Below are 15422 nucleotides of genomic sequence, written 5' to 3'. Positions count from 1 at the left end.
ATCACTGCCAAGCCAGTTGAAAGCCCCCCAACGCAGCCGCGTTGGGGGGCTTTTTTACTACCGCTCTCTGAGACTTTCATCCCCAGCCCGCTGGATAGGACTTAACAAGTATTCGATCACTCTTCGCTTTCCTGTCTTAATTTCGGCTGTGACATTCATTCCGGGCGCGAGCTTGACGGATCGACCATCTACATCGATGTGGCGTTGCTTTAGCTTTAACACCGCAGGGAACATGGCTCCCCCTTTTTCATCCATCACCGCGTCCTGCGTCAACTTGTCGACAATGGCATTCACGGTTCCATAGCGTGTAAACGGAAAGGTCTCCAGCTTGAGCGTGACTTCCTGACCTGGATAAACGAAACCGATGTCCTTGTTTTCCAGCGTGACTTCGGCGCTCACTTCTGCACTCTCTGGAACGATCACAAGCAAGGCTTGAGCTTCCGTGACCACTCCGCCTTCAGTGTGCATCGCCAGTTGCTGCACGGTGCCGGCTACAGGCGCTGTGAGCGTGGCTAGTTGCTCGCGCTGCGTCGCCTTGGTTAATTCCTGCGCGGTTTGATGGCGCTTGAGGTCTGCCTGTACCTGGCGATCTTTCAACGCTCTTCTGGTCTCGGCGAGATAGGCTGTGCGTGTTTGCCCTGCCTCGTGCAACGCTGCCTGCGCTTCGCGCCAGCGGGCCTGTTGGGTAAAAAGATCTCGCTCCAACTCGATTCGCTCCCGCATCCGGTCCTGGTTGGCATGGCCGGACATGAAGCCCTGGGCAGCTAGAGCCTGGAAATCTTGCTCTCGTTGGCGAGCAATGGGGAGCGTGGCTTCAATCTTGGCGAGCATGGCATGCACGGTGGATTGCTCTGCTTCGCGGCGTTGATATTCCGCCGCCAGGCGCCCCAAGCGGGCGGTGATGTCGTTCCACTCGGTGACGAGTTGTGCATTCGCTTCGAGCCGAGTGGAGGCGCTCCAACCCTCGGGGATGTCTTGGTTCTCCAACGCCGCTCTAAGGCTGGAAGGGTCTGAAAGCAAACTAAGCAGCGCACGCGCGCGCAGCCACTCCGATTGAGCAGCCCTGCCACTTTCGACCAGGCTGGATTTATCGGCCTGAGCTGTGGTGGGATCAAGTTCCACCAAGGGCTGCCCTGCCCTGACCTGATCGCCATCTTTGACCAGGATGCGCCGCACTACGCTGCGCTCCAGAGGCTGTACGACCTTGGTGCGGTCGTTCACGATGATTCGACCTGGCGCCACGGCCACGATATCTATGGAACCCAGAAGCGCCCACACCAGCGCCGCCAAGAAAAGCACCATGATGATCCACGCCAAGCGGCGCGACGCCGGGTGGACCGGGGTTTCCTGCAGGCTCAGCGCTGCAGGTAGAAAAGCGATTTCATCCGCCAGGCGCTTAGGTCCAGCCAGTTCGGAACGGTTGACCCACGCACCCTTGAAAACGGCACCGTACCGAGCCAGCAGCTCTATCACCGGATGGCGCAACGGGGATTCTGGGATGTTCGCACTCATACCAAGATCTCCGCCTTGCTCGGCTCAGGCATACCCGCTTGCCCTCCTTGCATGCGCCACAGGTGGGCATACAAGCCCTGCGGTTGCTGGATCAGGCTTTCATGCGGGCCCGCTTCCACGATGCGGCCCTTGTCCATCACGATGATCCGGTGGGCGTGGCGAACGGCGCTCAAACGGTGGGCAATGATGAGTACGGTGCGGCCACGGCAGATAGCGGCCATGTTGTGCTGGATGATGGCTTCGCTTTCGTAATCGAGGGCGCTGGTGGCTTCGTCCAGAATGAGGATGCGGGGATTGGTGAACAAAGCACGCGCAATGGCCACACGCTGGCGTTGACCACCTGAAAGGTTGCCGCCCTGCTCCCCGACGAGGGTGTCATAGCCCTCCGGCAACTCGCTGATGAAATCATGCGCACCGGCCATGCGGGCCACATTCATCACGGCCTCCAGAGGCGCGGCGGGGTCAGTGATAGCAATGTTTTCGCGCACGCTGCGGTTGAACAGCAGGTTTTCCTGCAGCACCACGCCCACCTGCTTTCGCAACTGTGCGGCATCTATAAGCCCGATGTCGATGCCATCCACCAGAATCCGGCCTTGCTCCGGGGTATACAGGCGCTGCACCAGCTTGGTTAAGGTGCTTTTGCCAGAACCGGAACGGCCCACGATGCCAATGACTTCTCCTGGGCGCACGTCGAGGCCCACGCCGCGTAAAACCGGATTGGCTTCCGGCCTGTAACGGAAGTGCACCCCATCCAGGGTGATGCGCCCCTTGATGGTTGGCAATTGAGCCGCACTACTGGGAGGCGCTTCGGTTCGAGTATTGAGTATGTCGCCCAGCCGCGCCATGGAGATTCCGGTTTGCTGGAAGTCTGTCCAAAGCTGCGCCATGCGCATGATGGGCTGGGCCACCCGCTGAGCAAACATATTGAAGGCAATGAATTGCCCCACCGTGAGTTGCCCTGCCATGACCAGATGCGCGCCGTACCAAAGAGTGGCCGCGTTGACCAGCTTGCCAATGAGGTTGACGCCTTCATTCGCCCAACTGGCGACGTTCTGCGCATGGAAGCTCGCGCTGACATAGGCGGCAAGCTGGCTGTCCCAACGGCGGGCGAAGCTGGGCTCCAGTGCACTGGCTTTCACCGTCTGGATGCCTGTGATGGTTTCGACCAACATGGCCTGGTTCTCCGCGCTCCGCGCAAACTTTTGATCCAGACGGCGGCGCAAGACGGGCACCACCAAAAGGCTCAAGCCGAAGTAAAGAGGAAGGCTGACCAGCACGATGAGGGTAAGCGGCACGCTGTAAAAAAGCATCACCGCCACAAAGATCACCGAGAACAGCACATCCAGCACCACGGTTAAGGCATTGCCTGTGAGAAAGCTCCGAATGCTTTCGAGTTCTCGCACCCGAGCCACCGAATCACCTACCCGCCGGGCCTGAAAATAGGCCAAGGGCAAACGCATGAGGTGACGAAACAGCCGGGCGCCTAGTTCGACATCAATACGGTTGGTGGTGTGGCTGAAAACGTAGGTGCGCAGCGCGTTCAGCACACTTTCGAACACCACGATGACCACCAGGCCAATCACAAGAACGTCCAGGGTGGTGACACCTCGGTGCACAAGCACCTTGTCCATGACCAATTGGAAAAACAGCGGGCTGACCAATGCGAAAAGCTGAAGCATGAGCGAGATGAACAGCACTTCGCCCAAGAGTTTGCGGTACTTGACAAGGCTGGGAACGAACCAGGAAAAGTCGAACTTGGCCAGTTCGCCAGTCAAACTGGCTCGGCTGGTGAGCAAAATAAGCTCGCCAGTCCAGTTTTGCGCAAAGGCCGCCAAAGACTCGACCACGGGGCGGCTAGCGGCGCCGGTTGCAACCGGGTCCTGGACCAACACCCGCTGCGCATCACATAGCGCCAGGACTACCGCACGCGTACCACTTCCTTCCGAGCGCACCAACGCCAATGCAGGCAAAGGGCACAACGGGAGTCGCTCCACGCTGGAGCGGGACAAGCTTGCCCTGAGGCCCAGGTGCTTGGCGGCCCTGAGCAAGTCATCCGTCCCTGCGGCCTCGCTCGGGCGCAGTCCCATTTGATGCGCCAGTGTGGCGGGATCGGCCGCCGTATGGTGCAGGCGAGCCAATGCGCACAGTGCCAGCAGACTCCGAGTGGCTTTGGAGGGCACTGCGCGGCTAACCTCATCGTTCAGACTGCCTCGACCATCCCCCTGCTCGCCCAGCTGCATATTCATGTGCCCCTATCCGTTATTCAAGTAATTTTGAACATTAAAGTAGTACTTTATTGAGTCGAACTATACCTAATCTTGATGCAGATAAGACATATAGAACTAATTTTGAAGCGCAACGTATCTGACAATTAGCACCAAAGGCAACGGCAAAAACGTGCCGATGAAGAACGGCGAAAGCTAAGGTCGCCAGCACGACCATCTCCAACGGAGATGGCGAACAGCTCCATCACATGGGAAAATAGCGACAAGTCATCTCCAGACGAGAAGACTATAAGAAATGAAACCCACAGAGCGCAGCTTCGTCCGCCGGATTGATCTCACCTCGCTTCAGCTTTTCGTAGCTGTGTGCGAGCTGGGTAGCATTGGGCGCACAGCTGAGCGCGAGTTCATCGCGGCATCGGCCATCAGCAAGCGCCTGGCAGATCTGGAAGAAGCCCTCGGCACCAGCTTGCTCTACCGCCACACTCGTGGCGTTGATCTCACCCCTGCTGGTGAAAACCTGCTCCACCACGCACGCAGCGTGTTGTTCAGCTTGGAAAAAATGCAGGGAGAGCTTTCGGAATATGCCGATGGCGTGCGCGGCCATGTGCGCATGCACGCCAGTATTTCTGCCATCGTTCAATTCCTGCCTGAAGACTTAGGCGCGTTTTCTCGCCGGCATCCGCAGGTCAAGATTGATCTTGAAGAACACCTCTCCAGCGAGGTGGTCCGTGCCGTACAAGAAGGCGCCGCTGATCTCGGCATCTGCAATGCCAGCGCACTCAGCCACGGCGGTGCCTTGCAGGCACGCCCTTACCGTGAAGACCATCTTTCTCTGATCGTGCCCAGCGGCCACCCGCTGGCTGAAAGAGAAACCATCGATTTCATGGAAACGCTGGACTTCGACCACGTTGGCCTGCACGCCAATTCATCCCTCTACCTGGCCATGCACCATGCCGCCGGAGATGCTGGCCGCTCCATACGGCTGCGTATCCGTATCACGAGCCTGGACGCCATGTGCCGCATGATCGACAACGGACTGGGCGTGGGTGTGATGCCCGAGAGGGCTTTTGGATTGATGCACGGCGTTGGCGATCTCCGCGGTGTGCCACTCACCAATGACTGGGCCGCGCGCCAGATCAGTTTGGTAGCCCGCGACTTCGACAGCCTGCCCGTGACTGCACGAGCCTTGGTAGATCACCTGACGGAGGCCTCCTCGGAGCTTGCCGTCGCCGCATAGAATTTGAATCCCCACGAGAGACCATCCATATGACTGCCCGCACCCTCTACGACAAACTCTGGGACGAACATGTCGTCCATACCGAAGAAGATGGCACCGCCATTCTCTACATTGACCGCCACCTGGTGCATGAGGTCACCAGCCCTCAAGCCTATGAAGGCCTGCGCCAAGCCGGTCGCAAGGTCTGGCGAGTGAGCTCGGTCGTTGCCACCGCTGACCACAACACCCCCACCACGGGCTGGGAGCGAGGCTACGACGGTATTGAAGACCCGATCAGCAAAGAGCAGATCACCACGCTGGATTCCAACATCAAGGCCTTCGGTGCGGCGGCATTTTTCCCGTTCCTGCACCAGCGCCAAGGCATCGTGCATGTCATTGGCCCTGAAAGCGGCGCCACTTTGCCCGGCATGACCGTGGTTTGCGGCGATAGCCACACCAGCACGCACGGCGCCTTTGGCGCGCTTGCACACGGCATTGGCACGAGCGAGGTCGAGCACGTGCTGGCCACGCAAACGCTTTTGGCCAAAAAAGCCAAGAACATGCTGATCAAGGTCGAAGGGCAATTGCGCCCGGGCATCACCGCCAAGGACATTGCGCTGGCCATCATCGGCAAGATTGGTACAGCGGGCGGAACCGGCTACACCATTGAGTTCGGCGGCAGTGCCATTCGTGCCTTGAGCATGGAAGGTCGCATGACCTTGTGCAATATGGCGATTGAAGCCGGCGCGCGCGCCGGGATGGTGGCCGTAGATGAGAAGACCATCGAGTATGTCAAAGGCCGCTTGTTGTCACCAGGCACGGACCCGGTATCCGGCAAATTCGTTGGGGGCCCTGAGTGGGACCAGGCCGCCGCATACTGGAAAACCTTGCACTCTGATGCTGGCGCGCAGTTCGATACGGTAGTTGAGCTTGACGGGTCCGGTATCGTGCCGCAGGTCACCTGGGGTACCAGCCCTGAAATGGTGCTGGGTGTTGATGCCCGCGTCCCTGATCCAGACAAGGAAAAGGATTCCAACAAGCGTGGCGCCATCGAGCGTGCCCTTGTCTATATGGGCCTGGAGCCCAATAAAGCGATGGAAGACATCCATATCGATAAGGTCTTTATCGGCTCATGCACCAACAGCCGGATTGAAGACATGCGCGAAGCGGCCGCAGTCGTCAAGAAGCTTGGCCAAAAGGTGGCTCGCAACGTCAAACTGGCCCTCGTGGTGCCAGGTTCCGGGTTGGTGAAGGCACAGGCAGAAGCTGAAGGCTTGGACAAAATTTTCACCGCTGCGGGTTTCGAGTGGCGTGAACCTGGCTGCAGCATGTGCCTGGCTATGAACGCCGACCGCCTGGAACCGGGCGAGCGCTGTGCCAGCACCAGCAACCGCAACTTCGAAGGCCGTCAAGGCGCCGGAGGCCGTACACATTTGGTCAGTCCTGCCATGGCAGCCGCTGCAGCAGTGCATGGTCATTTTGTCGATATCCGCCGTTTCTCCTGAGCAGTAAAGCTTTGTAGTTGATAAGCTTGTCATCCTTACTTACTTACTGAAACAACCGAAAGGAATCTCTCATGAAACAAACACTCGCCCTGACCCTCATCGTGGCCGCTGCTGCTCTGGCTGGTTGCAATACGTGGAGCGCCGCCAAGCAAGACGCCAAAGAAGTGGGCAGCACCGTGACCCACGCAGTCGGCACCGGTCTGGACAAAGCCGGGGAAGGCCTGAACACCGCTGGGGAAAAAGTAAAAGGCGTTGGCAAGTAAGCGTTCCGCAGCATCTTGATTGCGCGACCTATCGTCCGCGCCCCGAATTCATATCTTCAGCCCTCCTCAGCTGAAGAAAAAACGGGGAGCTGGCGGGAAAACGCGTCTTGTTCAAGCGGCTACCTGACTGTCGACCTCCAAGAGCGTGCTCAAAACACCTGTTTTAACTACTTAACTTATTGCCACCGTGGATAAATTCACCGTACACAAAGGCTTGGTCGCCCCGATGGACCGCGAGAACGTCGATACAGACGCCATCATTCCAAAGCAGTTTCTCAAGTCGATCAAGAAAACCGGCTTCGGCCCCAATCTTTTCGACGAATGGCGTTACCTGGACAAAGGCGAGCCCGGCCAAGATCCAAGCAAGCGCAAACCCAACCCCGACTTCGTGCTGAATCAGCCGCGCTACCAAGGTGCGAGCGTTCTTCTGGCACGTAAGAACTTCGGCTGCGGTTCAAGCCGCGAGCATGCGCCCTGGGCGTTGGAGCAGTACGGCTTTCGCAGCGTCATCGCGCCTAGCTTCGCTGATATTTTCTTCAACAACTGCTTCAAAAACGGCGTGCTGCCCATTGTGCTGCCCGAAGCTACCGTCGCAAGCCTGTTCGATGAACTCAAGGCCTTCCCAGGCTATGAACTCACCATCGACCTGGAGCGCCAGGTGGTGCTGAAACCTGACGGAAGCGAGATCGCCTTTGATGTACAGCCTTTCCGCAAGTATTGCTTGCTGAATGGTCTGGACGACATAGGCCTCACGCTGCGCCAAGCAGACAAAATCAAAACATTCGAAGCCCAGCGGCTCGCTGAGAAACCTTGGATATCGCACACGCACGTTTCTTAATCCTGGCAATCCGAGCTTCAATGTTGATAAGCTTTTTAGCTCGCAGCAGCATCGTGATTTTGGGGCTAGTAGGAGCGGTCTATACCGCTCACGCGCAACCGTCTGAATCCTCTCAAGCCTTAGCAGCTGCTCGTGCCATGGCTGACCAAGCAAAAGCACTTGCTAAATCACAGCGTGATGCGTCGGAGGAAAGGAGCGAAGAGCGCAATAAAAACGATCCAACATGGAATACGCGCTTAGAGTCCGCAAAAAAAATTATGGAGCACCCCGCTGTTCACAAAGCTTTGTTGCGTAGCCTTGGCGTTAGCATAGTTCGTTGCCATAGGGAAGTTGTCGGTTACCCCGACCTGGCGACCGAAAAGCATAGCCGTATAAGCCAGAAATTGACTGAGCAAATCAGTGGCGGCCCCCCCTTAGGTCAGTTAGTTGCCCCCGGCACGGTGGCTTTTCAGGAATCCGTGAATAAGCGCGCCGATTGGATTGCAACCTGGCACTCTGAGGAGACGCTAGTGCTTGGCGTACAGATGCTCGGAAACTCGGCTGGGCAGCCGATAGTGGTCGCGTGGGCGGCGTCCTACTTTAACCTCAATGTTTCCTGCCTCGGCAAAGTGAACACATGGGAGACAACTCCCGAAGATCGCATCTACATGGAAGTCAAACGTCAACTTGGCTTCTAATTTTTTAACAAGAAAGAATCATGAAAATCGCAGTTCTTCCCGGTGACGGCATTGGCACAGAAATCGTTGCAGAGGCAGTCAAAGTCCTCAATTCGCTCGATCTGAAATTCGAAATGGAAGAGGCGCCCGTGGGCGGCGCCGCTTACGATGCGCACGGCCATCCCTTGCCAGAGAGCACGCTCAAGCTAGCCCAGCAAGCTGACGCCATCTTGTTCGGCGCAGTGGGCGATTGGAAATACGACACGCTCGATCGTCCGCTGCGGCCAGAACAGGCCATTTTGGGCTTGCGCAAGCATCTGGGCCTTTTTGCCAATTTCCGCCCTGCGATCTGCTATGAAGAGCTCACGCACGCCAGCAGCCTGAAGCCAGAGCTGGTGGCTGGCCTGGACATCCTGATCATCCGCGAACTGACCGGTGACATTTACTTCGGCCAGCCGCGCGGCCGCCGCATCGCGCCCGATGGTCACTTCCCTGGTGCCGAAGAAGCCTTTGACACCATGCGCTACTCGCGCCCTGAAATCGAACGCATCGCCCGCGTTGCCTTTGAGGCCGCGCGTAAGCGCAGCAAGCGTTTGACCAGCGTTGATAAAGCCAACGTTCTGGAAACCTTCCAGCTGTGGAAAGACGTGGTCACGGATGTCCATAAAGAGTACCCCGACGTGGCGCTGGATCACATGTATGTGGACAACGCGGCCATGCAGCTTGTCAAAGAGCCGAAGCGCTTTGACGTTGTGGTCACGGGCAATATGTTTGGCGATATCCTGAGCGATGAGGCTTCGATGTTGACCGGCTCTATTGGCATGCTGCCCTCGGCGAGCCTGAACGATAAGAAGCAAGGTCTCTACGAACCCAGCCATGGCAGCGCTCCTGACATTGCAGGAAAAGGTGTGGCCAATCCGTTGGCGACTATCCTCAGCGCGGCCATGATGCTGCGTTTCTCGCTCAATAAGCCCGAGGCGGCGGACCGCATCGAAGGTGCGGTTAAGAAGGTGTTGGCGCAGGGGTTGCGCACGCCTGATATCTATAGCGAAGGCACGACCAAAGTCGGTACCCGCGAGATGGGTGAGGCAGTCGTCAAGGCACTGGGATGATGGCCTAAGGGCCGTGAGAACTTCTTACGGCACTACCCTCCCCTTTAAAGGCCGTCTGGAACGCACACGCGATCCAGACGGCCTTTGAATTTGGTGAATGTAGGCAGCAAACGGCGGATGCAGTCCTACAGCACTTAAGTTCAGTAGCACCTATGCTGGAGTTTAGAGAACTTAACTAACCAAGCGAGGAGCTGTCATGGCTGACGACACCCCCGAAGAATCAACGCCCAGAGCCACAGCCAGGGTGCTCTGGAAAGGTGCTATCAGCTTCGGCTTGGTGCATATTCCTGTGGCGCTCTACACCGCCACCGCCAGTTCTGGGGTGGACTTCGATTGGCTGGATCGCCGCACCATGGAGCCTGTGGGCTACAAACGCGTCAATAAAAAGACCGGCAAGGAGATTGCTGCGGCAGATATCGTCAAAGGCGTGGAAATTGAAGATGGGCACTACGTGGTGCTCACCCCTGCTGAGATCAAGGCAGCATTTCCCAAGACTACGCAGACGATAGAAATTGAATCGTTCATTGAGGCTTCCGAGATCCCCTTTATCTATCTCGAACGACCCTACTACCTTGCGCCACTTGCTCGTGGGGAAAAGGTATATGCGCTTTTGCGCGAAGCGCTTCTGAAGGCCGGGCGAGTGGGCGTGGCGCGAGTAGTGATCTCGTCCAAGCAACATTTGGCGGTATTGGTCCCATCAGGACAGGCGCTGGTGCTCAACCTGCTTCGCTGGGGGTCAGAGATCCGCTCTTGGCAGGATCTCAAACTACCTCCTGCAGGTGTGAAGGCTGCTGGCCTCAAAGAGGCCGAATTGAAAATGGCGGAAAAACTGATTGAGGAAATGTCTGCACCTTGGAACGCTGATGCGTTCCGTGATTCGTTCAAGGACGAAATCATGCGCTTGGTCCACCAAAAGGCCGAAGCCGGTGAGGTGCAGAGCATCGAGAAAATCGAGTCCAGCTCGAACACCAAGGGCAGCGCAGAAATTATCGATTTGACAGAACTTCTCAAGCGCAGCCTGCAGGGCGCGGGAGATCGCGATGGCAACAAAACGGCCACCCCGGGCGACAGCAAAGCGCGCACCCGCAAGCGCGCCTGAAGTGGCAGGCGCGTCAAACACGCGTTCCCGCAAGCAGCAACCACAAGCGTTGCAGGACTACCGTGCCCGACGCAATTTCTCCCTTACCCCGGAGCCTTCTGGTGGGGTTTCCGAAGCAGGCGAGCTCGCTGGTCTGAATAGATTCGTGATTCAGAAACATTGGGCCAGCAAACTCCACTACGATTTTCGGCTGGAGATAGGTGGCACCATGAAAAGCTGGGCTGTCCCTAAGGGGCCCAGCCTGGATCCGCAGGACAAACGGCTAGCGGTTCAGGTTGAAGACCACCCAGTCGAATACAACCAATTCGAAGGGCAAATTCCCACGGATCAATATGGCGGTGGTCGCGTGATCATTTGGGATAGGGGTACTTGGTCGCCTCTTTCGGGACACGATCCAGCTCATGGATTGGCCGCAGGAAACTTCAAGTTCAAACTGACTGGCGTCAAGCTAAACGGCAATTGGGCGCTAATACGCCTTAAGGGCGAAGACGACACCGCCAAAACGAACTGGCTGCTTATCAAAGAAAAAGACGATGAGGCACGTCCAGCCGCAGAGTTCAGCGTGACACACGCCCTACCCGACTCTGTGGGCCCTGCACCTGCCTTGGCGCCCGCAAAAGCGAAGAGATTAAAGAGTGTTGCGATCCCACCGGAGCGAGAGGTGGGCGGTCTCCACGCTCTGAAAGCCCCTCAGCCTGAAACCATGGCGCCGCAACTGGCCTCATTAGCCCAGGCGCCACCGGCAGACTCACTGGAGTGGCTTTGGGAATTGAAGTTTGATGGCTACCGCCTTCTGGCGCGCATGGCCGCAGGAAGAGTCAAACTCTATACGCGCAATGGTATCGACTGGACTTCGCGCATGCCAGAGATTGCGGCGGCTCTGGCCTCCGTACCAGTCAAGACTGCTTGGTTCGATGGAGAAGTCGTCGTTCTGAATGAGCAAGGCGTGCCAGACTTCGCTGCACTTCAGACTGCATTCGATGGTCGTCAGGCGAAGAACCTGGTTCTGTATCTGTTCGACCTGCTCTATCTGAACGGCGCAGATTTGCGTCAAATCCCACAGGAGCAGCGGCGCACTTGCCTGACAAAGCTGATGGAGGAAGCTCCCATGAGCCCCGTGTTGCGGGTGACGCAGTCATTCGAAACGGATCCGGGGAGCCTTCTGGACAGCGCCACCCGAATTGGAATGGAAGGAGTTATTGGCAAACGGCGCAAAGCTGCCTATCTCAGCGGGCGCTCGAACGACTGGATCAAACTAAAAACGCGCCAAAGCGATGAGTTCCTGATAGCGGGCTTCACTGACGGACGGGGTGCTCGCGCCGCGCAAGGAGACATTGGTGCTCTGGTATTGGCAGCCTATGACGAGATCGGATCTCTTCGCTATGCAGGCAACGTAGGTTCTGGCTTCGACTCGGTGACGCTGGCAACACTCAAGAAAAGGCTATCTCCGCTGCTTACAACGCACAAACCAATGTCCAAGGAAGACCTCGTAGCAGGCGCCGTGCACTGGGTTCGTCCGCAATTGGTCGTTCAGATTGCGCACGCGGGCATGACGCCCCAAGGGCGATTGCGCCAACCAGTTTATATGGGCTTGCGAGAAGACAAAGCGCGCGAAGACATCTTGCTACCTGGACTTAGCTCCGCAGGACATCCCATGAACGAAAAGAAGCCTGTGGGCAGCAAGGCGAAAACCTCATCGAAAGCGAAAGAAAAACCTGAGCCTGCTTTGGCTTCCACGGCCCCTGGGGTCCTGCTGGGACAGACCCTCACCCATCCCGAGCGCGTGGTGGACCCAAGCACCGGCGTCACTAAGCTAGACCTCGCCCGTTACTACGCTAGCGTGGCTCCCTTGCTCCTGCCTCACTTGGCTCAACGCCCCGTGGCGTTACTTCGAGCTCCCGGGGGTATCGATGAAGACGCTTTTTTCCAAAAGCATATGGAGGGCAGGCAGCTACCTGGCGTGACTGTGCTCGATACTCAACTCGACCCTGGCCATGCAGGTCTGCTCGAAATCAACAACGCTGCAGCCCTCCTCGGATCCGTACAAATGAATACGGTGGAGCTGCATACCTGGAACGCGACAAGCGACAAAATCGAACGCCCTGATCGCTTCACCCTGGATCTCGATCCCGGTGAGGGCGTGGCTTGGCTGGCGGTGCAGGAAGCCGCGCAACTGGCCTATACCCTTCTCACTGAACTAAAGCTGGTGCCTTTCCTGAAAACCAGCGGGGGGAAAGGATTACATGTCGTGGTCCCCATTAAGCGCTTACACGGATGGACCGAAGTCAAGGCCTTCAGTAAATTACTCACCGAGCACCTGGCGCGGTTGCTTCCTGACCGCTTCGTGGCCATTTCCGGCCCCAAGAACCGCGTGGGCAAAATTTATGTGGACTACCTGCGCAATGGCCGTGGCGCCACCACCGTGTCAGCCTGGTCTCTTCGTGCCAGGCCGGGCATGGGAATCTCGGTGCCCGTGGGCTGGGAGGAATTGCCAAACGTGGAAAGCGGTGCGCACTGGAACATCACCAACATCCAGGCCCGCCTGCGCTTGGGCAATCAACCTTGGCACGCCTACGCAGCATCCTCCCGATCCATTGGAGCGGCGGCACGGCAATTGAATGCCGCCATACCCAATAATGAATAACGCAAGATAAACCACACCAAACGCACTATGGCCGCCACACTCGCTATTCCGCCCAGAGTTCTTGTTTTCGACGTGTTTGGCACGGTCGTTGACTGGCATGGCTCCATCGTCGCCGAGATGGCGCACCTCTATCCAGATATTGACGGCGACGCTTTTGCGCTGGCTTGGCGTGAAGGGTATCGCCCCGCGATGGCTCGTGTCATGTCCGGCGAACTGGGGTGGACAAGAATCGATGATTTGCATCGCTTGATCCTTGACGAGATCCTCCCCAGGTTCGGACTCCAAGAGATGCCGAACGTGGAACGACGCGAACTTAACCGCGTCTGGCACCGCTTGGCACCCTGGCCAGATGTGGTGGAAGGCTTGTCGCAGCTCAAGCGCCGTCACACCATCTGCACGCTTTCCAACGGGAACATCGGCCTTTTGACCAATATGGCCAAGCAGGCAGGCCTGCCTTGGGATTGCGTACTCTCGGCTGAAGTATTTCGCGCTTATAAGCCTGACCCAGCCGTATACCGCGGCGCAGCCGAGGTATTTGATCTAGCTCCGGCCGAAGTCATGCTGGTGGCGGCCCATCAGGACGACCTGGCCGCTGGCCGCGCTTGCGGCCTGCAAACCGCGTATGTTGAAAGGCCGCTGGAATTTGGCGCCCGCCGGCCCAAAGATATTTCACCCGATCCCGCCAATACCTTGCACGCCACTGACCTTCTTGATCTCGCTAGGCTACTGGGGAAATGAAATATTTTTTCTACATTTCAGAATAACGCCGTCGTATCAACGCGACATTCCCCTCAGGGCCATCTGGATTTAAGTCCTGTCCACTCAGTGAACCCAGCGCGCTCTACTAAAATTGATCCACTATGAACGCGCGTGATCGCCTCGATCCCATCGCTTCGGTTTCCACACCGAACGCGTGCGCTGTCATTGCCTGTCTCTTTTCCATTACCACGATCACCAAAAAGGGCTGACCTCAGTCCCGGTTCGTCGTGCGCCCACCCTCCCGGAGCCAGACGAGCCGGGCAGGTCAGACAGATTAACTTTGTTTGAAAGGCGCGAAAGAAAATGAAAATCGGCAACACAGTTGGCCTGGTCGGCTGGCGCGGCATGGTCGGCTCGGTCCTGATGGATCGCATGCAGGCCGAAAAAGACTTCGATTTGATCGAACCTGTCTTCTTCTCCACCAGCAACGCCGGTGGCGCAGCACCTGCCCTCGCACGAAACGAGAAAACACTCAAGGATGCGCACGACATCAATGCACTGAAAAAGTGCGACATCATCATTACCTGCCAAGGTGGAGACTACACCTCGGAGGTGTTTCCAAAACTGCGTGCCGCAGGTTGGAACGGCCACTGGATTGATGCCGCCAGCACATTGCGCATGAATGATGATGCGGTGATTGTTCTGGACCCCGTAAACTTGCCTGTCATCAAAAATGCGTTAGCCAAAGGTGGCAACAACTGGGTTGGCGGCAATTGCACCGTCAGCTGCATGCTCATGGGTGTGGGTGCGCTCTACAAAGCCGGACTGGTCGAGTGGATGAGCACGCAAACCTACCAAGCCGCCAGCGGTGGTGGCGCCCAGCACATGCGCGAACTTCTCACGCAGTACGGCACCCTGTACGCTGAAGTGAAGCCGCTGCTGGATGACCCTAAAAGCGCCATTCTGGAAATCGATCGCAAGGTGATCGGGCGCCAGCGCAGCCTCAGCCCGGACGAGACCGCCAATTTCATTGTGCCCCTGGGCGGATCACTGATTCCCTGGATCGACAAGGATCTGGGTGACGGTTACTCCCGCGAAGAGTGGAAAGGCATGGCTGAAACCAACAAGATCATGGGGCTTGGCGAGGGCTTCGACACAGCAGCCATCCCTGTTGACGGGTTCTGCGTGCGCGTGGGTGCCATGCGCTGCCATAGCCAGGCACTCACCTTCAAGCTGAAAAAAGACGTGCCTCTTGCCGACATCGAAGCCATGATCGCGGCGGACAACGAATGGGTGAAGGTCGTTCCCAACAACAAGGAAGCCACTCTAGCTGATCTGACACCAGTGGCAGTTACAGGAACCATGACCATTCCAGTGGGCCGCATCCGCAAACTGGCCATGGGACCGGAATATCTAGGCGCCTTCACCATTGGCGATCAGTTGCTGTGGGGTGCTGCAGAGCCACTGCGGCGTATGCTGCGCGTCTTGCTGGACGCTTGAGTTTCACCGCGCGCCTCGGTTTTTTCGCTTCCGCGGAAAACCCGAGGTAGCCTGGATCAGGCATTGCGTTGTTTCTCTGAGTGACAAATGAGGCCTTTTCTCGTTGCGCCACGGCAACATCGTGAGTTTGATCACTACTCTGCCCTTGAGCAT

General features: G+C 57.4%; 12 protein-coding genes. 10 read left to right on the top strand and 2 right to left on the bottom strand.

Annotation, left to right across the window (positions count from 1 at the left end; all coding sequences use genetic code 11):
- Positions 1–57 precede the first annotated feature (57 nt).
- Complete coding sequence (locus G518_RS0114040; RefSeq protein WP_028603091.1) at positions 58–1512, bottom strand: HlyD family type I secretion periplasmic adaptor subunit; 1455 nt, start codon at positions 1510–1512, stop codon at positions 58–60.
- Positions 1509–3752: a type I secretion system permease/ATPase gene (locus tag G518_RS0114035; RefSeq protein ID WP_084651823.1), complete on the bottom strand. Its 2244-nt coding sequence runs from the start codon at positions 3750–3752 to the stop codon at positions 1509–1511. Before G518_RS0114035 ends, G518_RS0114040 begins: the two co-directional genes overlap by 4 nt.
- A gap of 280 nt (positions 3753–4032) precedes the next feature.
- Between G518_RS0114035 and G518_RS35160 the strand changes: the two genes are divergently transcribed.
- The 10 genes from G518_RS35160 to asd all read left to right on the top strand — a co-directional run bounded on the left by G518_RS35160 (position 4033) and on the right by asd (position 15269).
- The gene (locus G518_RS35160; RefSeq protein ID WP_036594657.1) at positions 4033–4974 is read left to right on the top strand and encodes a LysR family transcriptional regulator; all 942 of its coding nucleotides are present in this window, start codon (positions 4033–4035) and stop codon (positions 4972–4974) included.
- 29 nt (positions 4975–5003) lie between these two features.
- A complete protein-coding gene (leuC, locus tag G518_RS0114025) occupies positions 5004–6458 on the top strand; it encodes a 3-isopropylmalate dehydratase large subunit (RefSeq protein WP_028603089.1) in 1455 nt (484 codons plus the stop codon).
- 71 nt (positions 6459–6529) lie between these two features.
- Complete coding sequence (locus tag G518_RS0114020; protein WP_028603088.1) at positions 6530–6721, top strand: hypothetical protein; 192 nt, start codon at positions 6530–6532, stop codon at positions 6719–6721.
- A 187-nt stretch (positions 6722–6908) separates the two neighbouring features.
- Positions 6909–7559, top strand: a complete 651-nt coding sequence (gene leuD, locus G518_RS0114015; protein WP_028603087.1) for a 3-isopropylmalate dehydratase small subunit — start codon at positions 6909–6911, stop codon at positions 7557–7559.
- On the top strand, positions 7532–8236 hold the full coding sequence (locus G518_RS0114010; protein ID WP_156909392.1) for a hypothetical protein: 705 nt from the start codon (positions 7532–7534) through the stop codon (positions 8234–8236). The genes leuD and G518_RS0114010 overlap by 28 nt, the downstream gene beginning before the upstream one ends.
- Before the next feature lie 20 nt (positions 8237–8256).
- Positions 8257–9327, top strand: coding sequence for a 3-isopropylmalate dehydrogenase (leuB, locus tag G518_RS0114005; protein WP_028603085.1), 1071 nt, complete (start codon positions 8257–8259; stop codon positions 9325–9327).
- Between the two features lie 196 nt (positions 9328–9523).
- Positions 9524–10426: a non-homologous end joining protein Ku gene (gene ku, locus G518_RS35155; protein WP_051236655.1), complete on the top strand. Its 903-nt coding sequence runs from the start codon at positions 9524–9526 to the stop codon at positions 10424–10426.
- Positions 10368–13070, top strand: coding sequence for a DNA ligase D (ligD, locus tag G518_RS0113995; protein WP_028603084.1), 2703 nt, complete (start codon positions 10368–10370; stop codon positions 13068–13070). The genes ku and ligD overlap by 59 nt, the downstream gene beginning before the upstream one ends.
- A gap of 27 nt (positions 13071–13097) precedes the next feature.
- Positions 13098–13808, top strand: coding sequence for a haloacid dehalogenase type II (locus G518_RS0113990; protein WP_028603083.1), 711 nt, complete (start codon positions 13098–13100; stop codon positions 13806–13808).
- A 330-nt stretch (positions 13809–14138) separates the two neighbouring features.
- Positions 14139–15269 (top strand): aspartate-semialdehyde dehydrogenase, encoded by a 1131-nt coding sequence (gene asd / locus G518_RS0113985; protein WP_156909398.1) that lies wholly within the window; start codon positions 14139–14141, stop codon positions 15267–15269.
- The last annotated feature ends 153 nt before the right edge of the window (positions 15270–15422 follow it).

Origin of the sequence: Ottowia thiooxydans DSM 14619 (genome assembly GCF_000422885.1) — a bacterium.
Lineage (GTDB): Bacteria > Pseudomonadota > Gammaproteobacteria > Burkholderiales > Burkholderiaceae_C > Ottowia > Ottowia thiooxydans.
This window is presented reverse-complemented; position numbering and strand designations above follow the sequence as displayed.

What these genes read in the sequence shown, in the direction of transcription:
- G518_RS0114040 (WP_028603091.1), bottom strand. Translation starts at nt 1,512, where the DNA reads ATGAGTGCGAACATCCCAGAATCCCCGTTGCGCCATCCGGTGATAGAG.
- G518_RS0114035 (WP_084651823.1), bottom strand. Translation starts at nt 3,752, where the DNA reads ATGCAGCTGGGCGAGCAGGGGGATGGTCGAGGCAGTCTGAACGATGAG.
- G518_RS35160 (WP_036594657.1), top strand. Translation starts at nt 4,033, where the DNA reads ATGAAACCCACAGAGCGCAGCTTCGTCCGCCGGATTGATCTCACCTCG.
- leuC (WP_028603089.1), top strand. Translation starts at nt 5,004, where the DNA reads ATGACTGCCCGCACCCTCTACGACAAACTCTGGGACGAACATGTCGTC.
- G518_RS0114020 (WP_028603088.1), top strand. Translation starts at nt 6,530, where the DNA reads ATGAAACAAACACTCGCCCTGACCCTCATCGTGGCCGCTGCTGCTCTG.
- leuB (WP_028603085.1), top strand. Translation starts at nt 8,257, where the DNA reads ATGAAAATCGCAGTTCTTCCCGGTGACGGCATTGGCACAGAAATCGTT.
- ku (WP_051236655.1), top strand. Translation starts at nt 9,524, where the DNA reads ATGGCTGACGACACCCCCGAAGAATCAACGCCCAGAGCCACAGCCAGG.
- ligD (WP_028603084.1), top strand. Translation starts at nt 10,368, where the DNA reads ATGGCAACAAAACGGCCACCCCGGGCGACAGCAAAGCGCGCACCCGCA.
- G518_RS0113990 (WP_028603083.1), top strand. Translation starts at nt 13,098, where the DNA reads ATGGCCGCCACACTCGCTATTCCGCCCAGAGTTCTTGTTTTCGACGTG.